The sequence below is a fragment of the Ignavibacteriota bacterium genome, from assembly GCA_016218045.1.
Taxonomy (GTDB): domain Bacteria; phylum Bacteroidota; class Ignavibacteria; order SZUA-365; family SZUA-365; genus JACRFB01.
In genome coordinates this window covers 136,630-161,482 of sequence record JACRFB010000072.1, presented here as the reverse complement: position 1 = coordinate 161,482, position 24,853 = coordinate 136,630, and the positions used below count along the sequence as shown (strand labels likewise).

Annotated in this window: 21 protein-coding genes; 14 read left to right on the top strand and 7 right to left on the bottom strand. The window is 60.0% G+C overall.

The window, feature by feature from the left end; all coding sequences use genetic code 11:
- Positions 1-91: 91 nt before the first annotated feature.
- The gene (locus HY962_17780) at positions 92-1,174 is read left to right on the top strand and encodes an AI-2E family transporter (GenBank protein ID MBI5648783.1); all 1,083 of its coding nucleotides are present in this window, start codon (positions 92-94) and stop codon (positions 1,172-1,174) included.
- The gene (locus HY962_17775; GenBank protein MBI5648782.1) at positions 1,171-1,917 is read left to right on the top strand and encodes a septal ring lytic transglycosylase RlpA family protein; all 747 of its coding nucleotides are present in this window, start codon (positions 1,171-1,173) and stop codon (positions 1,915-1,917) included. Before HY962_17780 ends, HY962_17775 begins: the two co-directional genes overlap by 4 nt.
- 105 nt (positions 1,918-2,022) lie before the next feature.
- Here the strand turns inward: HY962_17775 and HY962_17770 are convergent, their stop codons facing one another.
- The 3 genes from HY962_17770 to HY962_17760 form a co-directional block, all read right to left on the bottom strand.
- The gene (locus HY962_17770; protein ID MBI5648781.1) at positions 2,023-2,916 is read right to left on the bottom strand and encodes a DMT family transporter; all 894 of its coding nucleotides are present in this window, start codon (positions 2,914-2,916) and stop codon (positions 2,023-2,025) included.
- Between the two features lie 706 nt (positions 2,917-3,622).
- On the bottom strand, positions 3,623-3,991 hold the full coding sequence (locus HY962_17765; GenBank protein MBI5648780.1) for a VOC family protein: 369 nt from the start codon (positions 3,989-3,991) through the stop codon (positions 3,623-3,625).
- 211 nt (positions 3,992-4,202) lie between these two features.
- The gene (locus HY962_17760; GenBank protein ID MBI5648779.1) at positions 4,203-4,805 is read right to left on the bottom strand and encodes a class I SAM-dependent methyltransferase; all 603 of its coding nucleotides are present in this window, start codon (positions 4,803-4,805) and stop codon (positions 4,203-4,205) included.
- 55 nt (positions 4,806-4,860) lie between these two features.
- On the opposite strand from HY962_17760, the gene HY962_17755 reads away from it, so the two are divergent.
- The 4 genes from HY962_17755 (at position 4,861) to HY962_17740 (ending at position 11,828) form a co-directional block, all read left to right on the top strand.
- A complete protein-coding gene (locus HY962_17755) occupies positions 4,861-5,523 on the top strand; it encodes a carbohydrate-binding family 9-like protein (protein MBI5648778.1) in 663 nt (220 codons plus the stop codon).
- 275 nt (positions 5,524-5,798) lie between these two features.
- The gene (locus tag HY962_17750; protein ID MBI5648777.1) at positions 5,799-6,377 is read left to right on the top strand and encodes a hypothetical protein; all 579 of its coding nucleotides are present in this window, start codon (positions 5,799-5,801) and stop codon (positions 6,375-6,377) included.
- A 158-nt stretch (positions 6,378-6,535) separates the two neighbouring features.
- Positions 6,536-8,953: an Omp28-related outer membrane protein gene (locus HY962_17745; GenBank protein MBI5648776.1), complete on the top strand. Its 2,418-nt coding sequence runs from the start codon at positions 6,536-6,538 to the stop codon at positions 8,951-8,953.
- Positions 8,954-9,395: 442 nt separating this feature from the next.
- Positions 9,396-11,828, top strand: coding sequence for an Omp28-related outer membrane protein (locus HY962_17740; GenBank protein ID MBI5648775.1), 2,433 nt, complete (start codon positions 9,396-9,398; stop codon positions 11,826-11,828).
- Positions 11,829-12,037: 209 nt separating this feature from the next.
- Here the strand turns inward: HY962_17740 and HY962_17735 are convergent, their stop codons facing one another.
- Positions 12,038-12,769 (bottom strand): hypothetical protein, encoded by a 732-nt coding sequence (locus HY962_17735; GenBank protein ID MBI5648774.1) that lies wholly within the window; start codon positions 12,767-12,769, stop codon positions 12,038-12,040.
- 140 nt (positions 12,770-12,909) lie between these two features.
- Between HY962_17735 and HY962_17730 the strand changes: the two genes are divergently transcribed.
- The gene (locus HY962_17730) at positions 12,910-14,205 is read left to right on the top strand and encodes a hypothetical protein (GenBank protein ID MBI5648773.1); all 1,296 of its coding nucleotides are present in this window, start codon (positions 12,910-12,912) and stop codon (positions 14,203-14,205) included.
- 180 nt (positions 14,206-14,385) lie between these two features.
- Here the strand turns inward: HY962_17730 and HY962_17725 are convergent, their stop codons facing one another.
- From HY962_17725 to HY962_17715, 3 genes are read right to left on the bottom strand one after another with little or no spacing between them, the layout of a single operon-like run.
- Complete coding sequence (locus HY962_17725) at positions 14,386-15,312, bottom strand: ParB/RepB/Spo0J family partition protein (GenBank protein ID MBI5648772.1); 927 nt, start codon at positions 15,310-15,312, stop codon at positions 14,386-14,388.
- 4 nt (positions 15,313-15,316) lie between these two features.
- Entirely contained in the window at positions 15,317-16,111 is a 795-nt protein-coding gene (locus HY962_17720; GenBank protein ID MBI5648771.1) for a ParA family protein, read from the bottom strand.
- A 14-nt stretch (positions 16,112-16,125) separates the two neighbouring features.
- Positions 16,126-16,524 carry a divalent-cation tolerance protein CutA gene (locus tag HY962_17715; GenBank protein MBI5648770.1) on the bottom strand — a complete coding sequence of 133 codons (399 nt, stop codon included), beginning with the start codon at positions 16,522-16,524 and terminating at the stop codon, positions 16,126-16,128.
- A 221-nt stretch (positions 16,525-16,745) separates the two neighbouring features.
- On the opposite strand from HY962_17715, the gene HY962_17710 reads away from it, so the two are divergent.
- The 7 genes from HY962_17710 to HY962_17680 all read left to right on the top strand — a co-directional run bounded on the left by HY962_17710 (position 16,746) and on the right by HY962_17680 (position 24,832).
- Entirely contained in the window at positions 16,746-18,170 is a 1,425-nt protein-coding gene (locus tag HY962_17710) for a tetratricopeptide repeat protein (protein MBI5648769.1), read from the top strand.
- Positions 18,171-18,182: 12 nt separating this feature from the next.
- Positions 18,183-18,695: a thioredoxin fold domain-containing protein gene (locus tag HY962_17705; protein ID MBI5648768.1), complete on the top strand. Its 513-nt coding sequence runs from the start codon at positions 18,183-18,185 to the stop codon at positions 18,693-18,695.
- Positions 18,664-19,191, top strand: coding sequence for a DUF2085 domain-containing protein (locus HY962_17700; protein ID MBI5648767.1), 528 nt, complete (start codon positions 18,664-18,666; stop codon positions 19,189-19,191). The genes HY962_17705 and HY962_17700 overlap by 32 nt, the downstream gene beginning before the upstream one ends.
- Positions 19,192-19,203: 12 nt before the next feature.
- Entirely contained in the window at positions 19,204-19,758 is a 555-nt protein-coding gene (locus HY962_17695; GenBank protein MBI5648766.1) for a DUF4199 domain-containing protein, read from the top strand.
- Positions 19,758-21,023, top strand: a complete 1,266-nt coding sequence (locus HY962_17690) for a redoxin domain-containing protein (GenBank protein ID MBI5648765.1) — start codon at positions 19,758-19,760, stop codon at positions 21,021-21,023. Before HY962_17695 ends, HY962_17690 begins: the two co-directional genes overlap by 1 nt.
- Before the next feature lie 2 nt (positions 21,024-21,025).
- On the top strand, positions 21,026-21,664 hold the full coding sequence (locus HY962_17685) for a cyclase family protein (GenBank protein ID MBI5648764.1): 639 nt from the start codon (positions 21,026-21,028) through the stop codon (positions 21,662-21,664).
- A gap of 102 nt (positions 21,665-21,766) precedes the next feature.
- Complete coding sequence (locus tag HY962_17680; protein MBI5648763.1) at positions 21,767-24,832, top strand: T9SS type A sorting domain-containing protein; 3,066 nt, start codon at positions 21,767-21,769, stop codon at positions 24,830-24,832.
- The last annotated feature ends 21 nt before the right edge of the window (positions 24,833-24,853 follow it).

Below are 24,853 nucleotides of genomic sequence, written 5' to 3'. Positions count from 1 at the left end.
GAAATGGCCCTGGCGGGGTCCGCCTCCGGCGGCCCGCCGCACTCACGGAACACGGCTGCGTAATAGGAAGTATGACGGAGGGACCAATCGGATGAAGGAACAGAAGATTATCATAGCGCTCCTGGCGGTGCTGGCACTCGTGGCCATCGGGACGGTGCTGTATCTGCTGCAGACGGTGCTGCTGCCCTTTGTGCTCGCGATGTTCCTGTCGTTCCTCTTCAAACCCGTGGTGTTGTTTTTGCGCAAGCGGCGGGTGCCCATGGCGCTTGCGCTCATTGTGGTGATGCTGGTCATCGCGGGCATGTTGTACGGCGTGTCGATGGTACTCGTGGGCAGCGCCAACGCCTTTATCGCGGCGCTGCCGCGGTATGAGGCGAAGATGGTGACACTGTCGGAGGACCTGCTCACGGCGGCATCGGGCGTGGCGTCGAATTTCGGCATGACACTCAGCGACTTCAATCCCCGGGACGCATTGAGCCAGGTTGCGCCGCTGCTGTCCACCGGATTCGATTCTCTTGTCTCGCTGCTGAGTAACGGGTTCATGATTCTTCTCTTCCTCATCTTCATGCTGGCCGGAAGCGGAAGTCTGACGACGAAGGTCGCCATGGCCTTTCCGCCGGAACGCGCGCGGGCCGTCGCGGAAGTAATCGGGCATATCGACGATCGTGTCCGCCGCTATATGCTCGTGAAGACGCTCGTCAGCGCACTCACGGGCGCTTTGGTTGCGGGCATACTCGCCATACTCGGTGTCGACTTCGCGCTGCTCTGGGGTTTCCTCACCTTCCTCCTGAATTTTATTCCCAACGTCGGATCCCTGTTTGCCACCGTGTTCCCCGTCCTCATCGCGCTGCTGCAATTCGATTCGCCGGTCACGGCTCTGCTGGCTCTGGTGCTGCTCATTGTTGTGCAGAACCTTGTCGGCAATGTGCTCGAACCGAAGCTCATGGCCTTCAGTCTGAATCTGAGTCCGCTGCTCATCCTTGCCTCCCTCATTTTCTGGGGCTGGCTGTGGGGCGTGTGGGGCATGATACTCGCCGTGCCGCTGATGTCGATGATCAAAATCGTGTTCGAACAGTTCGACGAGTTGCGTCCCTACGCGATGCTCATGAGTGGCTCCGGAGCGCGGGACAGCGGGACAGCGGGACAGCGGGAGAGCGGGAGAACCGGACAGTGATATCGAGGGAGTGCGGCCGAGCGGAGAGGTGTCTCGCTGAGCGAAGTCGAAGCGCGACGGGATTGAGACGATGTAACCGGGGCAATTCGTGTATTCTCCTGTGTCTATTCCTCCTCCTCACTCTTCGTGCGGTATCGCAGGAGGGTTTCGTACAGACGGGCGAGGCCTCGTATTACGCGGAGGAGTTCCACGGGAAGACCACGGCCAACGGTGAGCGTTACAGCATGTGGGCGATGACGGCGGCGCATCTCACGCTGCCGTTCAATTCACTCGTGCGTGTGACACATCTCGGCAACGGGAAAAGTGTGATCGTGCGCATCAACGATGCGGGTCCGTTCAAGGACGACCGCATCATCGATCTTACCAAGGCCGCCGCCGCCAAACTCGGCATGATGAAGAGCGGCACTGCTCCCGTGCGCATCGAGGTGGTGGGCCGGGCCGAGTCGCCCGCGGGCGACCACGTCTCACGCAACGAATTCTACAAGGTCGACGTCACGCCGAGCACCCTGCGCGGTTTCGGCATACAGGTCGGGTCGTTTACCCAGGTGGAGGCGCTCATACGCCGCCTCAACGAACTCGAGAGAAAGCAGGTCGGCACCATCTACGTGCAGTTCGCGACTACAGGCGGCCGCGATGTGCACCGCCTCGTCATCGGCAGTTTCGACACGCGCGACGCCGCCGTTCTTCATCTCGCGTCCTTGAAGAAGAAAGGTGTGGCGGGGTTTGTGTTTCAGGTACGATAGGATGTTGAAAGTAGCAAGGTAGCAAAGTAGGACAGGAACGTAGATTCGTCAGATCTGTTACTTTCTACGTTGCTACCTTCCACTTCTCGGACTAATCCACGATTGTCATCGTAAAAACAGCACCGCCACACCTGCCACGGCGATAAATGCGCCGGCGACGGCGCGCCAGGAGAGCTGCTCCTTGTACACGAGGCGGACCATGGGGAGCATGAGTATCGGCGGTGTGGCCATGATGGTGGCGGCGATGGCCACGTCGGTGTGTTGTATCGAGATCAGACTGAACGTGATGCCGAGATAGGGCCCGATCACCGCGCCGACGGCTGTGAGTGTGAGCGCGCGAGGATCGCGTCGGAACACGCGGAAGGGATTCGGATACCAGGGAGTGAAAACGATGATGGGGAGGAGCGACACGACCGCCGCGCCGATGCGTGTGAAGCTCGCCACAAAGCCGTGAACGTCGCCGAGGTTAAACGCGAGTTTGGCGAAGATGAGTCCCACCGCCTGCCCGAGTGCGCCGAGGAAGGCGTAGAACACGCCGCGCCGTGTCACGCGGCCGTGCGGCTGCTCTCCGGCCTCGCGCCGCTCCACCACCACGCCCACAATACCGGCCAGCGTGATGCCCATGCCCGTCACACCCCAGAACGACAGCGCCTCGCCGAGGAACATCCACGCGAGCACCGCCGACATCGCGGGCGCCGACGCCATCACGAGCATGCTGATGCGCGCGCCGCATTCTTTGAATGCGAGAAAAAGGAAGGTGTCGCCGAAGGTGAGTCCGATCACTCCGCTCACCGCCAGCAGAACCAGTTGTTCTGCACTCACATTCACGGGCGCGCCAATGACGGCGATACTCACCGCCAGAAAAATCAACGCCAGAAACAGCCGCGTAATGTTCACCTGCATCGCCCCCACACGCCGCGTCGCGGACGAGAACACGATCGACGTTCCGGACCAGAGTATGGCCGTTGTCAGTGCGCTGAGTTCTCCGAGAAAAGGCATTGCGAGTTGGGAGTAGGGAGTAGGGAGTAGGGAGTTGGGAGTAGGGAGTTGGGAGTTGGGAGTAGGGAGTTGGGAGTTGGGAGTAGGGAGTGGCGCAATAGAGAAGGTGTGTCACGGTGAGCTTGTCGAACCGCGACGGCTCTGTTTCGGACGATCAGACGATCAGACGATTAGACGATCAGACGATTGGACGATCAGACGATTGGACGATCAGACGATTAGACGATTAGAGTAAGTCGCGACAGCTTGCAGCGTTTCGATGCTCTGGCGCCATTGCTGGCTGTCGAGCATATTCGACTTCAGGCAAGATAGCATTTCCGTGGGATACCCCTCCACGGACGCGCCTCCGGCGCGTCCCGCTGTCCCGTGGGATTAGCGCGCCTCCACGGACGCGCCTCCGGCGCGTCCCGCTGTCCCGTGGGATTAGCGCGCCTCCACGGACGCGCCTCCGGCGCGTCCCGCGGTCCCGCGGATTTAGCGCGCCTCCACGGACGCGCCTCCGGCGCGTCCCGCGGTCCCGCGGGTTTAGCGCCCCTCCACGGACGCGCCTCCGGCGCGTCCCGCTGTCCCGTGGGATTAGCGCGCCTCCACGGACGCGCCTCCGGCGCGTCCGTCGTATCCTGATGTCTTCCCGGTTGTCCATGTCCTTCGCCAGAAAAAAAAGACCCGCAATATGCGGGTCTTCAAGATTCAGCAGCGCGAAAAATCAATGCTGCGAATGCAACGCCATGCGGTTGCCCTCGGTGTCGATGAACATCGCGAAGTAGCCGATGTCGTCGTTGATATGAGTCTTGGGCATGATGACTGTTCCGCCCGCGTCGGGAATTTTTGCAAGCACGACACCCAGATCGTCGCCGCCGTTCAGGTACAGAATGGCGCCGTCGGTGCTCGGTGTGTACCATTCGCCTTTGCACAGGGCGCCGGTCATTCCCTCCTGCCAGTTGCCGAGGAATCCCATCTGTATGCCGCCCATTTCGGACTGTTGGATTTCAATGCCGAATATCTTGCCGTAAAACACCGCGGCACGATCCATATCCGTGACGGGGATTTCGAACCAGTTGAGCATGTTGGCCATGAAAACTCCTATGTTTTGGGGTGGAGAATGCGGAGTATACGGGACTTCGGAAAAAAGTTTCAATGGCGGACAGACGAAGCATCGGTGATGGCAACAAATTGTCGTCGCGAAGTAACAAAGTGGAAAAGTGGCAAGGTCGCAACGATTCGTCCCCGCTGCCCACCGCTGTCCCCGTCCCCACTCCCAACCCCTAACTCCTAACTCCCAGCTCCTAACTCCTCCCCCTAATCCCGGCCACCCGCACCACCGCTGCCGGTCCACGATGCATCGGACCTTCGTCGAGTTCGATACGTACGGTTTCAGCGATGTCGAGATGCAGCGCCGCGAAGTCGGCGCGGAGCATGTCGACCGAGTACAGGAGGTCCGGATTTTTTGGTCCGCCCGAAAGCAGGTCGAGTTGTTCGGGATGAAACGCTTCGAGAAGCAGCAGTCCACCGGGTTTCAGGGCGCGGATGCAGCGTGTGTGCACATCGATACGGAGCGCGGCGGGGAGATGCACAAAAAAGAGACCGACGGCATCGAACTCACCCTCGGGAAAATGGGCGTTGGACAAGTCGGCGACGTGGTACAAAATCGTGACGCCGCGCTCTTCCGCGAGCGCCATCGCCTTGTCGCGTCCGGCCGTGCTGTAATCGAAGGCATCCACCTGCCAACCCTGCGAGGCGGCATACACGGCGTTGCGGCCCTCGCCTTCGGCCGGCAGCAGAATCCGCCCGGGCGCGCGCGCCGCGAGGTGTGCGCGGAAGAATTCGTTGGGTTCCGTCCCGTACACATAGCCGGGGGCTGTATATCGTTCGTTCCACATGTCTTTCATCGTGTACCGCCGTTTCGGATCTTGGAGGTGATTTCGATCAGCAGCCGGAGGAGACATGGCATCACGATATGTTGTTCCACGCATCGAGCAGCGACTGCATCTTGATACTCTGTATGATGCGGCGATGTGGGAGACGATCCCGTCGCTGGAACTCGCCGCCTTTCCGTGGTATCGTTCGGGCACGCGTCACAGGACACGCGCCCGCCTCGTGCACGACGGCGAACGCATCATTGCCGAGTTTGTGTGTGAAGATACACACATCTCGTCGCGCATCATCGACCTGAATGGCGCGGTGTGGAATGACAGTTGCGTCGAGCTTTTTCTGAGGCCCGATCCCGCGCGCGACCGGCACTACTTCAACATCGAGATCAACGCCTGCGGCACGTTGCTTATGGCCTGGGGCGCGGATCGGAATACACGCGCCTATATCGGTTTCGACGACGCGAAAGACATCAAGATATTTCACTCCGTATCCGGCATGTTGAAAAACGAATCGCCCCACGACACGTCGTGGCGCATCGTTGCGCCGCTTCCGCTCTCTGTGTTCCGTCGTCTTTCGGGACTCCCGCTCGCCATCGAAGCAGGCACGCGATGGACCGGCAACTTCTACCGCTGCGGCGGCATCACGAATCCCCAGTTCGCCTGCTGGTCGCCCATCGATCATCCGGTACCCGACTTTCATCGTCCTGAATATTTCGGGGAACTCGAGTTTGGGTAGATGGGCAGGTGGGTAGGTGGGTAGATGGTAGATGGTAGGTGGGTAGTTGGTAGATGGATCTGCTGCGTGTGTGTGAGGAGACAGGAGGGGTCGTCGGTCATTTTTTACTTTGCCACTTTGCTACATTGCTACGTTGGAAGGTGTAACGCCACTTTGCTACATGGCAACATGACAACATGACATCATGGCAACGGTGAAACGTGTAACGTGGATACGTGTAACGTGTCACGTCAGTCCTGGCATGTAACGTTTCGTCTGTAGTGGTATCTTTGTTCATGGACACACGCACAGTTATTGAAGATCGCATCCGCGAGGGCGGAATACTGGAAGTCGCTGACGCGGAAATCGACGCCTTGAGCGACGACGACATCACAGCGTTGCGACAGGAATATGGCGCGCACACGCTGATGCGGCTGCCGCCGCGCGAACGCGCCTTTTTCGATTGGCTGAAGGAAAACGATCCGACGGTATGGGACGACTTGTGGAAGGACGACGAGGATATGCTCGTGACGCTGGCCTTCCTCGCCGACCTCCGCCGGGGCGGACGTGGTTTTCTGATCTGCGAACTCGAGAATGTCCCGAATTATTTTTTCACTCCACGGCATGTCAAACCCGACGGCATCGAAGCGCTGAACGAGATCCTGTCCAAGGCCGCGGCGGGAGACGAGCTCGCCCTCGGCGAGGCGCTGATGTTCGAGATCGTGTCGGGTCCGATGGACATCTGGCATTTCTGCCACAAATACGGTGCGGATCTCGCCCGCGCGAAGCGCGAGATAGCCCGGCTCGTGGACCACGATTGGCTCGTGCACCTGCCCGCCCGGGAAGATTGCGCCCGCTATATCGGCGACGAATAAATCTTCTCCGAAATATTCGAGAAATATTCTTCGCCTCCGTATATTTCGGTCCTACCATGGAACGTTTCATGCGTACCTCCGCGTGAAAGCCCCTGCCTCCGAAAATACACGCACTTCCTTTTTCCGTTTTCCTCCATTATCACGAAAGGAGTTACTGCATGAACAACGTCCAGACAACGTTTGTCCGGCTTTTTGTTGCTGCATTGCTGCTCCCCGTCGTTGCATTTGCGCAGGACCGCTGCGCGCCGCTCGACGACATGCCCGCAATGCAGATCAATGCCTCCCCGTTCCTGAAAGGTGGCACACCCGGCATCACCGGACAGTGGTCCACCGGCGCAAAACTTCCGATCGCAAAGGTGTATCACACGGTCGCGTCGCTCGACGGTGTGATTTACATTTTCGGCGGCGTCACAACGGGTAATGCATACAACGCAAAAAGCTACAAATACACGATTGCGACCGATACCTGGGCGCCGATCAAGGATTTCCCGATCGCGCGTTTTCTTGTCGGCACTGCGCAGGCGGTGAATGGCAAGATCTACATCATGGCGGGTCTCGACAATCTCGGCACCTCGTACAAGGTTGTGCCGGACGTGTATGAATACAATCCCGCGAACGACACCTACACAAAGAAGGCGAACATGCCGAGCGCGCAGGCCTACTGCCCCTCCGCCGTGTTCGACAACAAGATCTACCTGATCGGCGGCTCGAGCACCGCGAACACAACGTATCAGAAGACCGTGCGTGTGTACGATCCGGCGACCGACACCTGGAGCACCGCCACCGATTACCCGCGCGCGCTGAAGTATCATGCCGCGGCGCAGATCGGCAACCGCGTGGTGGTGACCGGCGGCTACAACAACGAAAATCCGCAGATGACCTACGTGGCCGACACGTATGTGGGCGAGTATGCGGCCGGCACACTCACTTGGACGAAGGTGAAGGACTATCCCATCGGCCCGACCATTTTCATGGCCGGCGTCGGCATCGGGCAGAATGCCTACTTCTTCGGCGGGCGTCCCTCGATCGACAATAATGCTCCGGCAACACAGCGTTCGTTCAAGTACGATCCGGCAACCGACACGTGGTCCACACTCGACCTCAAACCCACCGGTGCGCAGATGGTGACGCAGGCGGCGACGGACGGCGTCAAAGGTTTTTATCCCGGTGGTGGTGATGCCGCGGGCGGCGTGCTCGACAAGCTCGAAATCTTCGATGCAAACGCAAGCGGCGGCCCCGTGCTCGCGCTCGATTCGAAAGTGGTCGACACATGGATCAAGAAGACCGTGCCCGTCGTCGTGAATCTCGGCGCACGGAACAACGGCAGCGCGAACCTGACCTGGAACGCCACCGTCGACGCGGGATCGCAGAGCTGGCTCTCGCTACCCGGCGCGGCCGGTGCCATTGCGCCGATGACCAAGGACGTCCTCCGTCTCCAGATCAATGCCGGAAGTCTTGCCAACGGCACGCATACCGGTACCGTCACCATGACCACCAATGATCCCAACCAGGCGAGCGTGGCGATCACCGTCACGATTCACGTGCAGGATCAGGATGTGGACGAAGCACCCATCGCGCTTATCGAAGAGGGTACCGGAACCTGGTGCGGATTCTGTCCCTATGGCGCCGACTCTCTTAAGGCCGTAATCGAACGGAACAACGGCAAAGTTGTTGGAATATCATACCATGGCGGCAGCGCCACCGAACCGATGTTCACTCCTACGACAGACACGTGGGCGACGAAGACCGGACTCGCCGGATGGCCCAATGGCGCGGTGAACCGCATTCTTTTCGAAGGCAATCCCAACATTTGTTTCAGCCGTGGTGACTGGGCGCGCCGGGCGGAAGAAGTTCTCGCAACCCGTCGCAGTCCTGTTGGCATACGAGTGAAAACAGCCACTCTGAATCCCGCCACCAAGATGATCAATATGGATGTGGAAGTATTTTTCCACAGGGATTTCACACGTCCGGTCCGACTGAATATCGCGCAGGTACAGGATCAGATGAACTATCAGCAGGTGTTCTATCCGCCTGCAGGGGGTACGACCCGTCTCTATCCGTACTTCCACGATCATGTACTCCGCGCCATGCATCCGAACGATTTTGGTGAAGTGATCTCCTCAGCGAACATCGTATCGCAGACCTCCGTAGTGAAGTCCTTCAGCTTCCCGGCGATCGACACAGTGCTTTCCTTGACCCGTCTGATCATCTTTGCTCACGTCTCCGACGGTGTGAATTTTGGTGAAGTCCTCCAGGCGCAAGAAATCCAGGTCGCGTCGATGGTCACCTCCGCCGGCACGGCGCCGAGCGCTGAGACCTTCACACTGGCGCAGAATTATCCGAATCCATTTAATCCGACCACAACGATCAGCTTCGGCATTCCGGCCGCCGCGCATGTGCGCATCGCGGTGAGTGATGCGTTCGGACGTGAGCTGGGTGTGGTCGCCGACGGATCCTACGACGCGGGCACACACTCCACCGTGTTCAACGCGGCCGGCCTCGCCTCGGGTACGTACTACGTGACGATGCGTTCGGGTTCGTTTGTGCAGACCCGCACGATGTCGCTGCTGAAATAATTGGTTCATCTTTTTTGTGTATCGGCCCCGCCAACCGGCGGGGCTTTTTTTTGGTGGGGTAGATGGGTAGTTGGTAGATAGGTAGAGGGTAGATCGATCTAATTGATGTGAGTAAGGAGTCAGGAGGGAGGATACAGGAGTTTCGAGCTGAGAGGCTCTGTCTCCTGTTTCCTGTATCCTGTCTCCTCACACGATCTTGGTAGAGCAATCTGATGTGAGTGAGGAGTAAGGAGGGAGGATACAGGAGTTTCGAGCTGACAGGCTCTGTCTCCTGTCTACTGCATCCTGTTTCCTCACTGGAGTGTGCGGGGGCATGGCAACTTGATCCTCTTAGTGTGAGTGAGAAGAATCACACTTCTCTCTTTCCATTTTCCCCGATATATTCGTGCTTCGATATTCTCCCGCGTCCACTGGAAGCATCCAACAATAGAGGAGTGCCGGTATGAGAACCATCGTCACCGCAAGTGTTGCCCTGTGTATGTTGTTGCTTGCCGCATCGAGCGGCATGGCGCAGCTTCGTTGCGAGACGCCGCCAGATCTTCCCAGCGGCGCGGTGCCTGCCTACGAAAAGGCATATCGCGCCGATGATGCGGTTGCCACCGCGGCGTGGAGCATGGGCACCAAACTTCCCATCGCAAAACAGTATCATGCCGTCGCGTCGCTCAACGGCGAAATTTTTGTTTTTGGCGGAGTGACAGCGGGCAATTATTACAACGCGCGAAGCTTCCGCTACTCACCCGCGACAAATACCTGGACGCCGATCCGCGATTTTCCCGTCGCAAAATGGTTGTGCGGTCTGGCCGAATCCGTGAACGGCAAGATCTACCTGTTCGGGGCAATCGAAAATTTCGGCACATCGTATAAAACGCTCCCCGATGTGTACGAATACGATCCGGCCACCGACACGTACACCGAAAAAATGGACATGCCGCAGGCGCAGGGCTTTGCCTGTTCCGGTGTGATCGACAACAAAATCTATGTGATTGCCGGCAGTCCCGCGAATGGAAATCTGTTCCAGAAGATCGTGCAGGTGTACGATCCCGCCGCCGATACGTGGTCCACTGCCACCAGTTTCCCCCGCGAACTGCGCTATTGTTCGGCAGCGACTGTCGACAATAAGATCGTTGTCATGGGCGGCTACAACAACACGCTTCCGAACATGTATTATGTGGCCGACACATACATCGGCGAACTCAGCGGCGGCACCCTTGCCTGGCGCAAGGTGCGCGACCATGCGCTCGGTCCGATCATCCTCGCGGGCGGCGTCGGCATCGGAGGTAAGGCCTGGTTCTTTGGCGGACGCCCCTCGGCCGACAATAACGCGCCTGCAACACAACGCAGTTATTCCTACGATCCCGCCACGGATACATGGACGGCGCTGGAACTGATGACCAAGGGCACACAGTATCTGCTGCAGGCGGGAAGCGACGGAAAAAAGGCCTATCTGCCCGGCGGACAGACGCGCATATACCTGGCGCACGATACGCTGCAGATCTTCGATACGGGCGCCAAGGGCAACCCCGTGCTCGCCCTGGGCAAAACCACCTATGACCTCTGGGTAAAAAAATCCAATCCCGTCAGCATTCCTTTTCCCGTACGGAATAACGGGTACGCGGACCTGACCTGGACCGCCACCGTCGAAACGGGAGCAAGCGCCTGGCTGACGATATCGAGCGGCGGCGGTACCGTGCCACCAATGAGCAGCACGGATGCAAGCATCGGAATTGACGCGAGCGCGCTGGCTCCAGGTGATTACTCGGGCTCGATCGCACTCACCTCGAACGACGAACAGCGCAAATCGGTGACGATCTCGGTGACGATACATGTGCAGATCGAGGATGTGGACGAGGCGCAGAACGTGCTCATCGAGGAATTCTCCGGAACCTGGTGCGGCTGGTGTCCGTACGGCGCCGACACGCTGAAGCAGCTTATCTCCGAATTTTCCGGACGTGTGTTCGGCATGACCTATCATCAGGGGACGCACGATCCGCTGGTCACACGCGACGGCAACGGTGTGCTGGCGATGCTCGGCGTCACGTCCTATCCCTCCGCGGCGGTGAATCGCACACTTGATCCGTCCACTGGACGGGTGACACTGGGCCGCAACACCTGGCGCGGCGTGGCACAGACCCTCATGAACGATCATCGCAGCCCCGTGGGCATTCAATTCTTCGACAAGTCATACAATCCCGCTACCAAGTGGATGCGCTTCAAGGTGCGTGTGTTTTTCCATCAGGGCATGACGGGTGATCTGCGGCTCAGCGTGGTGCAGACGGAAAGCGGACACAATGTGGGCCAGTCGTATTACTATCAGGACACGTCGGGATCGACGAAGGCCAAGATCCTGTATCCCTACTTCCATGAACATGCCGTGCGCGACATGCTGCCCGATTCGATGGGCGCAAAACTGTACGACACACCGTCGATCGCGACGCAGTCCGTGGTCGAGAAATACTTCGAGTTCGCATCGCGCGATTCCATCGCCGCCGAGAGTGAACTGATCGCCTTTGTGCATCTGGTGAAGGACGGCAAACCCGGCGAGATACTGCAGGCCACGGGCGAGACGCTGCTCGACAACGCGACGGCGGTGGGTGATCCGGAGACGCTTCCTCGCGACATCACCCTACATGCCGCGTATCCGAATCCCGCGAACGGTGCGGCGGTGCTCTCGTTCGCAGTGCCCGAGCCGGCCGATGTGCGGCTGACTCTGCACGACGCTCTCGGCCGCGAGGTCCTCGTCGTCCTCGACGCCTCGCGCGAAGCGGGCACTCATTACCGCGTCATCGAGACCGCCGCACTCGCGCCCGGACTCTATCACGCATCACTCCGCGTGGGCTCGGTCGTGCGCACGGTTCCTGTCATTGTTGCGCGGTAGAGCAAACGGTCAACGGTGAACGGCCGACGGCGAAAGCCCTGCGCTGTTAAAAGTTGAAAGTAGCAAGGTAGCAAGGTGAAAAAGTAACAACTGGGTCACGACCGGTTGTTACTTTTTTACTTTGCTACCTTCCCACGTTGCTACTTACCCAGATGGTCCACGGGAGATGCTCGTGGATTGATCAGAGAGACTCGCTCTACATGTGGATATCACTTCACAACGTGAAACGATCCAATGTGGAGCTGAACCCGAGTCTCGTTTTCTGTCTCGAACTCGACCATGTACCGGAACACACCCGAAGGTAATCCGGCCGCATCGACAAGCACAGAGTGCACTCCGGATACAACCGGGCCGTGGTACAACACGGTTTTTCTGTTTCCGAGGATGGGATACGCCGTGATGGTCACTTGTCCGTTCTCAGGAACGGAATACCGGATCGTGCCCGATGGGTTGCAAGGATTCGGATAACACACACTCCATATGTCCGCACGCGTTCGCGTGGACGACGGACGTTCATCAGAAGATTCGGCTCCCGATCCTCCCGCTTTTCTTAGGGTATTGACCTCGGAGTCGGAAAGTGGAATACGCAACAGCACTTTCGCCATCGGCACCTCGCGGCTCGCCGGGTAGGCAGAACGCAGCGCGAGATACGCAGATTGTGCACCCTGCTCGTTGCGCGCACCGAATTTTCTCACGACAACCATGTTGTAGAGCATTCTCGCGGCATCGACGCTGTCGCTCGCAGGGGCAGCGGCAAGATCGGCGTACAAGTCTGTCGCCGCTGCATGATTTCCGCGTCGCGCCGCGTGATGCGCCAGCACCTCCCTCACAGCAGCTCGTATCGGTGCGCTGCGCGTGTGATCGTTCGCGGCCCCCTGCACTTCTGCGACGACAAGCACCTCGAGCGAATCAACGTTCCGCCCACCCCGCAACTCTGCCATGCCGCGCGCATGAGCAAGCAATGAACACAATCCCACACTGCCGCCCATGATGACAAAATTACTGTTGACATTCGTGAGGAATGCAATGGCATGTTTTCGGGCTTGTCTATTCTATGAATAATCGATATTCTTTTCTTCTAATGAGAGCAACTGTATCATCTTCCCTGCGCAGGGCAACGGTGGCGCTTGTGCTGGGCTTCGTATCCTCGGCGTGCCTCGCACAGGAACCATTCTGGGTGACCAGTGTCATCCCGACGGGAGGACCCGTGATGTCTGTGGCCGCAAATCGCGAGGGACACATCTTTGCGGCGATACAAGGCGACGGGCTCTGGAAGAGCATGGACGAAGGCCAGTCCTGGTCGCATGTCCCGCTTTGGGAACAGTGGAAGATCGCAAACTCAGTTGCCCACGTCATGTTCGACGATCACAACCGCGGTTACATTTCTGCTGACGGTGGCGTGTACCGGTCACTCGATGGGGGGAGGACCTGGGAGATGCACCCTCACGGTATTCCAGGTAGGAGTGGGGCCCTTACGGTAAAAGGCGCCGGGCCGCTGGTGTACGCCTGGGTTGACAGGAGCTGGAATCTTTCCTACTCTGGCGCGATCTGCGCATCCACCGATAATGGAGCAACATGGTCGATAAAGCTGAATAAGGCACACCCCTTCGAGCTTCACGTGTGTCCCTCGACGGGTACGATCATCGCACGTTCCGCCGCCACGATCGACAGCCTGATGCGGTCGACAGACGGAGGGGAGACGTGGACCGCGAACCGCTACCTTTTAGATTCGGCATTTCTCGCCACGTTCGCGAGCGATTCGACTGGACTGCTGTATGCCATCGGTCATGACTGGCGGACGGCGGGCCGTCTCGCCCGTTCGAGGGACGACGGCATCACGTGGGATTGGCTGCCGTTGGATTTCAACAGGGACATCGACGACATCCTTGTTAACAAACTCGGGCACATTTATCTGACAGTCTACGCGCGAGATGTATGGGTGTCCAAGGACGGAGGACTGACGGCCGAGCAGCTCTGGCGCGGGATGGATAATGCACTCGCGTTCTGCCTGGCCCTGATGCCTGACGGGCGCATCATTGCAGGGGGGAAACATCGGGTGTACATCAGCGTGCGGTCGACGACGGAAACGGAGTCCATACCCACGGCGGTTCCAGCGGCACTATCAATCGAGGCGGCATACCCGCAGCCCGCTCGCAACGACCTGAGCGTGCGAATCGCAGTACCCGGCCGCGGGGAGGTGCGTAACACCCTCACGGACATGCTCGGCCGCACGGTGCGTCATATTCGCGAGGACGTTCATACAGCAGGCACACGCAGCGTATTGTTCGAAACGGAGGACCTTCCGTCGGGACCGTACCTTCTTACCGTCGTGATGAACGGCGCTCTGGCGCGGCGCACCGTGCTCGTTGCGCGGTAGAGCAAACGGTCAACGGTGAACGGCCGACGGCGAAAGCCCTGCGCTGTTAAAAGTTGAAAGTAGCAAAGTAGCAAGGTGAAAAAGTAACAACTGGGTCACGACCGGTTGTTACTTTTTTACTTTGCTACCTTCCCACCTTCCCACCTTCCCACCTTCTCACTTTGCTACTTTCCTACTTCCCTAGGCGGGTGGTGTGAGGAGTTCGAGGATACGCTCGAAGTCGTCGAGGTTATAGAACTCGAAGGAAATCACTCCGCTTCCGTTGGTATCGGCGGTGATGCTGACTTTGGTGCCGTAAGCCCCGCGCAGGCGCGCGGCGACGTCGTCGAAGGCGGGCGGAGTTTCGGAACGTGTTCTCTTTTTTTTCGGGACCGCCGGCGCGGGGGGCTGCGCGGCCTCGCGCACGAGTTCCTCGACACGGCGAACGGACAGGCCTTCGCGCAGCGACTTCTTCCAGATGCGGAGCTGCGCTGCCGCGTCCGACACATTCACCAGCGCGCGCGCGTGTCCGAAACTGAATTCGCCCTTCTGTATGCTCTCTTGAATATCCTTCGGCAGGCGCAGAAGACGCACGAAGTTCGACACCGAGGCGCGGTTCTTTCCCACCTTTTTCGAAATCTCGTCCTGCGTATACTGATAGTCGTCCATCAGGCGGCGGTAGGTCTGCGCGATTTCGATCGGATTCAACGTCTCGCGCTGTATGTTCTCGATCAGCGCAAGCTCGATCATCTCCTCGACCGTGTCGACCTGGCGGATGTATGCGGGGACGTGTGTAATGCCCGCCACCTGGCAGGCGCGCAGGCGCCGCTCGCCCGAGATGAGCTGATAACCGTCGCCGAGGCGGCGCACAGTGACAGGTTGTATCAGTCCGTTTTCACGGATGGACTGCGCGAGTTCCTCCAACGCCTCGGGGTCGAAATCGATGCGCGGCTGATAGGGATTGGGCGAGATGCGCGCTATTTCGACATGGGCGAGCACGCCGGTCGAAACGCCGTCGTCGCGCGTTTCGGGCGTTGGGACGACGGGAACCTTCGCCTCGGGCTCGTTCGAGTCCGACGGCAGAAGCGCGCCGAGTCCGCGGCCCAGTCCGAATTTCTGTTTCGACATCCCGTTACTCCGCTGCCGGGGCCTGCGTCCCGGCGGCGCCGTTGCGCCGGATGATCTCCTGCGCCAGATCGATATAGTTCTGCGTGCCGACGGACATCGCGTCGTAGAGAATGACCGGCTTCCCGAAACTCGGGGCCTCGCTGAGCCGCACGTTGCGCGCGATGAGTGTATCGAACACCTTCTCGCCGAAGTATTTGCGCACCTCGTCGGCCACCTGTCGCGACAGGCGCAGGCGCGAGTCGAACATGGTGAGCAACACACCCTCGATCTCGAGATGGGTGTTGAAGTGTTTGCGCACGAGGTTGATCGTATTCAGGAGCTTGCCCAGTCCCTCGAGGGCGAAATACTCGCATTGTACGGGCACAAGCACGGAATCGGCCGCGGTCAGAGAATTGATGGTGAGCAGGCCGAGCGAGGGCGGACAGTCGATGATGATGTATTCAAACTCGGCCCGAAGCGGCTCGAGGGCCTTGCGCAGCAGGTGTTCGCGCTGGGGAACGTCGATCAGTTCGTACTCGGCGCCGACGAGGTTGATCGTCGAGGGGATGACACGCAGGTGCGGCAGCTCCGTTTCCTGCACACCCTCGCGGCTCTCGTTGAGCGCGAGCAGCACTTCGTAAATGGTGACGGGCGACTTGGTCACGTCGAGCCCCACTCCGCTCGAGGCATTGGCCTGCGGATCGATGTCGATCAGGAGGGTCCGGCGCTCGGCCGTTGCAAAACTCGCCGCGAGATTGACCGAGGTCGTGGTTTTTCCCACGCCGCCTTTCTGATTTGCTATTGCGATGACTTTCGACATGTGCTTTTCGCCGCTCAATTCTGATCCTGCGTTGACTGTACCGGTTTCGAGGCGCCGCGCGCCTCCGGATGCGACACGCACGACGCGAGCCACTGGAGATAGGGGTCTGAAATCCTTTCGATACTCAGGGCGAGGATCTCGGGGACGTGATAGCTGTGCAGGGCGCGGATGCGCTGCTCGAGCGCGGGAAATACCGATAGCGTTGTCTTTATCAGCAACACCTGCTCCACCGCTTCCTGTACGTCACCCTCCCAACGAAAAACGGAAAGTGCGCCCGGTATGATGGTGCAGCATGCCGCAAGCTCTTCCTCGACAAGCGTCCGCGCCAGCAGGGATGCTTCCTCGCGGGACGAGGCCGTGCTCACCACAAGACAGGGATCATTTCCCCCGTTATCAAGTGATTTCTCATCCATCGTCCTAAACTACTTTCATTCTGAGTCAGAAGCAATCCGTTCGGACATATCCCTCGTTTCCAGCGCTGTTCACGCGGATTTTACATCAGGAAAAAACATCACATACGGGGTGTCATATATTTGACACTGCGGCAACGGCAGGTGCGGTGAATTCGCTTGCTTTTGGGGTCGTAATCCGATATGTTTTGTTTGTAGGTCACCCCCGCACACTCCGGTATTGCATGAGCTTTTTGGACTTTGAAGATTTTGATGATGAGCCGCTCGATTCCACCAAGGGCGACAGGTCGTATTCCGACATGGAAATGGAGGACCTGCTCGCGGCGGCACGAAGCGGTGACCTGAGTCTCGAGACAATCGAAGAACTCGCGAACTACCATTATGACCACGGGAATTTCGAGCATGCGCTCACCTTCCTCGAGGTCCTGGCGGAATTTTCGCCGTTCAGCGCCGACGTCTGGGAACGGAAGGGCATGGCCTTGAACAATCTCGGCCGCTATCAGCAGGCCCTCGAGGCCTTCGAACAGGCCGAATCGCTCAATCCCTACGATGTGGAACTGCTGCTGAGCAAGGGTATCACGCTCGACAATCTGGGCCGGTCCGACGAGGCCATGGCCTGTTTCGAACGTGTGCTGGTGCTCGAGCCCGACAATGACGAGGCCCTTTTCAGCCAGGGTGTGGTACACGAGCGGAAGGGGCAGTACGAGGCGGCGATCGCCGTGTTCAAGGATGTTCTGCGGAGGAATCCGGATCATCGCGATTCCTGGTACGAGCTCGGGTACTGCTACGACTGCAGCGATCAGTTGCGGGACGCCCTCGTGAGCTACGACCGTTACCTCGCGCTCATGCCCTTCAACGCCAATGCCTGGTACAACCGGGGCATAGTCCTGAACCGTCTGGGGTGGTACCGGAGGGCGGTGGAGTCGTACGACACGGCGCTGGTGTTGCAGGAGGATTTTGCGTCGGTCTGGTATAATCGCGGCAACAGTTGCGCGAATCTGAAATGGCTCGAGGAAGCCGTGTTCTGCTACCGGCGCACGCTCGAAATGGAGCCCGACGACGAGATGGCCTGGCACAATCTCGGCAACGCCTACGAGGAAATGGAGCGGTACGACGACGCGATAAGCGCCTTCAGCGAGGCCTTGAACCTCGAGCCCGACCATTACGAGTCGCTCTACGGCCGCGGGTGCGTGTACGATGCGATGGACAAGCTCGACAGTGCCCTCGAGGACTACGCGGCGGCTATCGCGCTTGCGCCCGACCTGGGCGAGATATGGCATGCGCGCGCCGATGTGGAATACAGTCTTGGCCTGATCGAACAGTCGCTGAGCAGCTACCGGCGCGTCCTCGATCTCGAACCCGAGAACTCCGAGGCCTGGCTCGATTACAGCGAGACACTCTACGAATACGGCATGCTGCACGAAGCGCTCTCCGCGGCAGGCCGCGCCCGCGAGCTCGAACCCGACTGGGCCGACGCGCACATCCTGTACGCGCGCCTCGCCTTCCTGCTACGAAGCAGGCGCAAAGGCATCGAAGCGCTGCAGTTCGCGCTGGAACATTTCCCCGATCTGCGTCAGCACATCGCGAAGGAATTTCCTATCGTGCGCACGCACGAGGCCTTTGCGGATTATCCCGACCTGCGTCAGTAAGACAGGGGACCGATGACACCCAGGACCGGACGCCTCACTGTCGCGCTGGCCGCCCTCGGCTTTCTTCTCGCTACCGCGGCTCCCATACGGGCCGTCGGGGACGAACCGGGCTGGAAGCCCTACGCGCGCGCGGTTGCCGATGCGAAGGAGAACGGGCGCGTGGTGCTGGTGGACGTGTACACCGGTTGGTGCGGCTGGTGTAAAAAAATGGACCGCGACGTCTACGCCGATGCACGTGTGCGGAAATACCTGGCGGAACGCTACGAGATTGTCAAGCTCGATGCCGAAGCCGCGACCGCTCACGAACTGGACGGTCGAAACATGACCGAACGACAGATCGCGACCGACTTCGGCGTGAGCAGCTACCCGACCACGCTGTTCCTTGCCTCCGACGGCACACTGATCACCGCGGTGCCGGGATATGTCGCCGCGGACAAATTCCTCGATGTGCTCGAGTACATCGCCGGAGGATTGTATAAAACACAGAGCTGGAATGCGTTTCTGGAAGCGAAGAAGCGGCGTTGAATCGCGCTCGACGCTGCGCGGCATGGCGTACACACTCGTCGCCATCGGCGCGGCACTCTGGACCGCGGGCACACTCGCAGCTCCGCTGCTCGCCTGCACGGGAGCCCATCCCGGCGCCTCCGCTGTTGCGCGGCTCGTGTACGCACCCATGTGTCATCAGGACACGGATCGTTCGTGGCGGGTGTGCGGCCGGCCGGTTTCGGTCTGCCATCGCTGCTCGGGCATCTATGCCGCATTCACCACGGTGCTGCTTGTGCTCCCCATAGCGGCCGGACGCCTGATCCGCCGACTGCGGATGCGGAAATACACACTCGCCGTCTTTCTTCTTCCGGTGCTGCTCGATTATTTTCTCGATGTTGCGGGTCTGCTAGCAAATTCGCCCGTCTCGCGCACGGCCACCGGAGCCCTGGCGGGAATCGGACTCGCGCTGTTTGTTGCGATAGGTACGGCGGAACTCGAAGACGAACGCCGGACGCGTTTCACACTTTCATCCTAAGGAGTCTCACACATGAACGACGGCTTCGTCCAACCAGCCCCTTCGAAAATGGTCCCCATACTCGTGGGAGCGGGGGTCATGACCGCCACGGTGGTTATCCCGGTGTTCAACCTCGTGAACTGCCTCTGCTGCGCCGGCCTGATGGGTGGAGCGGTGGTCGGAGTGTGGATGCACAAAAAGAACTATCCGCCCGACATGCCTTACACCGTCGGCAACGGAACCATCGTCGGACTGCTCGCCGGCCTCGTGGCCGCGCCGGTCACGGCCATTCTGCAGACACTGCAGATGGGACTGTTTACCTCGGACTTTGCGATGACCTATGAATCGCAGATGGAAGAAGCCATACGCAGCATGGAAGTCTCGGGTCAGGATCCCGCTACCGCCGAGCAGGTGCGCCAGCTCATGGAATCGCTCGGATCCTCGCCCGCATTTTTCTTCGCCATGATCTTCGTGTTTTCGCTCCTCGTGTTTGCCGCGTTCGGCGCACTGGGCGGACTCATCGGCGGCAACATCTTCAAGACACGTATCGTGCAGGTTCCGCCACAGACGCCGGGGACGATGTCCTGATGTACTCCGCGTTCCTCCGCCGCATCGGCGCGGCATCCCGTGTCACACTGTTCCTCGCGGTTGTTTTTTCGAATCCGCTTCACGCGCAATTGACTCCCGTGGCGGGCCGGCCGCTCGACGTGCAGTACCGGCCCGCGACCGGACATCCGTTCGCATCCGCCGAACGGCTCGACCTCGTCTACGTCTTCAACTACTGGGGCACGCGCTACGGCACACGGCTCGCTCTCTATGAAAACGTGCTGCGGCCCGACACCTCGCAGGTGCGTCGCGTCGCCATGACCCGCGACGGCGCGGCGTGGACGGCTCGCATCGACATCCCGGCAAAGGCCGCGTTGCTCTCGTACTTCGTGACCGACGGGAACATCCGCGACGACAACAACGAGCGGACCTACTGCGCATACGTGTACGGTGACGACGGCAAGCCCGTGCGCAACGCGCGTTTCTTCATGACCTCGTGCCTCGGCCTCACGCGCGGATCGCTCGACCGGCGCCTGCGCGAGGCGGAAGACGAGATCATCGCGTATCCGGAAAACTTCAAGGCCTATCCGCTCTTTTTCTCGCTCCTCTTCGAGCGGGAAAAGGGTGATGAACGCGTCAGGAAAAAAATTGTCGAACGGCTCGGCAAACTCGAGGCGCAGTACGCCGATTCATCGGACTTCAACAATCTCGCGGCGCGGACCTACTTCTACACGCTTCGCGACATTGAAACGGCACAGATGTACAAGGAGAAAGTGCCCGTCACGAACCAATGGCCCGACGTGCTGCTGATCTACGATCGCAACAGGCAGAACGAGGAAATGCGGCGAATGCAGGAGGAGCGGCGACGTGTACGCGCCGCACTGGTCGGAACCGACGTGCCCGAAATCGCGTACCTCGATACCGCGTCGGTGAAGAAGTCGTTCCGCGACGAGAAGGGCAGGATGCTGCTTATCGTATTCTGGGCGAACACATCCTCCCAATCGATGAAGGCGCTCGGCGAGGCCGCATCGCTGCGCGACAGAATCGCGTCGCCGGATTTCGATGTGATCGGCATCAATGTGGATTTTGAATTGCTTGCGGCGAAGAAGGCGGCGTTGGCGTTGAACATTCCTGTGCGCCACGGTTTCAAGCAGGGCGCGATACTGGAGGAGTTCGGTGTCGATGGAATTCCGCAGGGGTATCTCGTGGATGCCGCCGGCGTAGTGCGCGCCGTGTACGACGGCATGAAGCCCGAGCATATGACCAATATCGAGGAACGTGTGCGCGAGTGGCTGAAGGAGCGATGAATATGACACAGATTCCCCGCACCGTGCTCGATATCTCGGTGCCGCTCGATGCCCGCACGCTTGTGTATCCCGGTGATCCGCCCTTCCGCCGTGAGATCGTCGCGTCGATACGCGGCGGCGACAGTTACAATCTCTCGGCGGTGTCAATGAGCGCGCATCTCGGCACACACATCGACGCACCATTCCATTTCCTCGAGCGCGGCGCCACCCTCGATGCCATCGATCCCGCGCGATGGGTGTCGGACGCCGTCGTGGTCGACACCGGCGATGCCCGCGCAATCACCGCCGATCACGCGCGCGCGGCCGCCCCGCGTCCCGGACTCTCCGTTCTTTTCCGCACGCGCAATTCGGTGCTTCTCGGCGAGCGCATTTTTGTGGATGATTTCTGTGCCTTGACGCTCGATGCCGCGCGCCTGCTGGCCGAGGCGGGTGTCAACGCCGTAGGCATCGACTATCTGTCGGTCGAGTCGTACGCCGACCCCGCGTATCCCGTGCACGGCGTGCTGCTTGGTGCGGGGGTATTGATTGCAGAAAATCTTGATCTCCGCCTGGCCGAGCCGGGCGAGTACACGCTGGTGCTCGCGCCGCTGCGTATCGCGGGTGCCGACGGCGCCCCGGCGCGCGCTTTGTTGCTCCGCTGACGCGCCATGCGCACCAGCGCCCTCTTCCGTATATTTGTGTGATGCCGCGCCCGCGGCTGCTTTCACGATCCGCTCCCCCCATTCATCCTTGAGGTGTGTTTGATGCCTGGCTTCTCGATTCGTATTGACGGGCGAGGACTCTTCGCCGCGGCACTTGTCGCCACGGCGCTGTTCGCTCTGCTCCCGTACCAGCACCTGTCCGCACAAAACGCGGGCGCCGTGTTTTCGGCGCGTGATCTGTTTCCAATAGTGTCGACCTCCAGTCACGGAACCCAGGCGCCAGCGGGCACCGACATCGTGGTGCTCGAGGCGCGCGCCTCGTCGCTGGCCGCGGTGCGTCAGGCCCGCGCGCTGCGATTGACGGACTTCCCCTTGCCGGGCGGCGCCACCGCCGAGCTTGCGCTCGAGTCCTTCTCCATCTTCGACGAGAAGAGTGTGGTGTATGCAATGGGTCCCGACGGTCCGATCCGCCGTCCCATCCCCGATATCACGCTGTACCGCGGCCGTGTCGCGGGCGAGCTGGGATCGTGGGTGTACCTCGCCATCGAGCCCAACGGCATGAGCGGCACCATCATCACCGGAGGCAAGAGCCACACCGTGTTCACCGCCCTCAATCAGTCCCTCGCGCCGGGCGCGCCCGCGCGTGTGACCGTCGCCGAGACGAGTGATGAATCCTCGACCTACGGGTGCGGCGTGAACGACAACGACGAATTCGAACAGCTCGGATCGGCACTGCCCCCCGCGCCCAAAAGGGCGGTGGCCGGCCGCGATACGCTGCTCGCGCAGATCGCGATCGACGCCGACTACGAATCCTTTCAGCACTACAAGGGTGTCGCGAACACCGAAAATTATATCGTGGCGCGCATGGGCGAAAGCTCCGCCATCTACGAGCGCGATCTCGACATCGTGCTGCGCATCCCCTTCCTGCGTGTCTGGACGGTGAAGGATCCTTTCCCCGGAACATCGGACCGCGAACTCCTGAATGTTTTCACCACCTACTGGCGCGACAAGATGGACACGGTGGCGCGCACGCTTGCCGTCATGATCTCGCGCAAACCCATCTCGGCCGGCGGCGTGTCGCAGGGTCTCGCATGGCTGCATGTGCTCTGCAGCACCGAACGCGGTACGGCCTTCGTGAAGTTCTCGGCCATGGACAATTTTATCAGCGGCCACGTGGGCGTGCTTGCGCATGAGATCGGACACAACTTCGGATCGCCTCACACGCACTCCTGTACGTGGAATCCGCCGGTCGACTCGTGTTACACCGCCGAGCCGATCGGCAACCGCGCCCCGTGTTTCACGGCGGGCGAGATTCACCTGCTTCTGGGCGGCGGCGAGCTGATGAGCTACTGCCACATGCGTTATGGCGGCGCGAACAAACACAACATCTATCGCGATCGCGTGGGATCGGCCGTGCGCGGCTGGGCCGAGGCCGCCCCGTGTATGGAGGCCACCGCATCCATCCGCATGTTGAAACTGACGGGCCCCGCTGGCGGCAACGCCCTCTGCACGGGCGATTCGCTGGTGGTGACCTGGGACGCCACGGGCACCAACGACTTCAATATCGAGCTGTCGCGCAACGACGGTGCCACGTACGACACCGTGCTCGCCGCCGCAGTACCGCGCACCGTGCGCCGCTGGGTGTGGTACATCCCCGGCGGCTTTGTCACCGGAACGGGATTCCGCATCCGCGTGAAAGACGTGAAGAACGAGACGCTGGTGGATCAGATGACGGCAAGTGTCGAGATCAAACGCGGACCAACGATTGTGAACCAGGTGACCTGGCGCAACGTGTGCGAGGGTGAAGGTGTGTCGTTCGACGTCACCGCGGCGGGCAGCGGCACGCTGCGCTACCAGTGGCGGAAAAACGGTCAGGACATCCCCGGTGAAACACAGCCGGGAATAACGCTGCAGAACATGCGCGCGTCCGACGACAGCAGTCTCTTCACCTGCGTGGTGTACGGCGACTGCGGATCGGTCGAATCGCGTCCGGCGCTGCTCCGTGTTCTTACCCTCCCCATCATCACGCGGCAGCCGTGGGCAGACACGGTGTGTGTGGGCGGCCGCGCGGTGATCCGCATCGAAGTGAAAGGCACCGATCTCACGTACAAATGGTGGGAACTGCCGGGCGGAAAAATCTACGACGTGAACAAGCCCGAATTTGTCATCGACAACATCACCGATCCCAAATCGTACCGCTGCGAAATCAGCAGCCCCTGTTCGGCGGTGCCGAAAGTGTACTCCTCGTACTGCATGCCGGTCGTTGTGCAGCCGGGCGTCACCGTCATCGCGCCGAAGCAGGGCGAGGTCCTCACGGCAGGCAGCAGTTACGACACACAGTGGCGCGCCTTCTGCAGCAACGACGTTGTGGTGGAAGTGTCGCTCGACAACGGGGCCACATGGACCGAACTGTCGCTGAGCACGCCCGCATCCAACAAACGCTACACATGGCAGGTGCCCGAGACCGAAACAACCACAGGCAAATTCCGCGTCACCGATGCGGCCAATGGGACATATACCGGCCTCTCCGGTACCTTCACCATCCGCAAACGGCCGAAGAGCGCCTTCTCTTCGACAGAAGTCAACTTCGGACTTGTGGGCACAGGAACAACGGCCACGAAGGACATCACGCTCACAAACGCGGGTCTCGGCATCATGACCTTGCAGTCGGTTACATTGTACGGATCGCCTGAAGTGACCGTGAATGCCGGGACTTTGCCCATTACCATACAGGCCGGTGGCACGAACACCCTGTCATTTGCATGGACTCCGAAGGATGTCGGACCCCTCACGGGATACGCCGTCGTGGCGCATAACGGCACTCCCGCGCGCGACACGCTGCCCTTTGTCGGCGATGCGTTTTTTGTGACATCGACGAAGCCGCTTTCATCCCCCGACGGACTTGCGCTGTCGGCGGCCTTCCCGAATCCCGTTTCGCACAGCCACCCGCGCGTTGTCTTTGCCTTCGATCTTCCCGAGGCGCGCAGCGTGAAGCTGGCCGTGTATTCGCTGCTCGGCACGGAAATCCGGACCATCGTATCCGATTATCGCGCGGCGGGTCGTCACGAAACGTCGTTCGACGCGTCGACACTGGTACCGGGAACGTACTTCGTCCGGCTCACATCCGGCGCCGATACTCGCACACGCGTGCTGCATGTGTTGAAATAGTCCGGGTCGCAGGTATTCGCA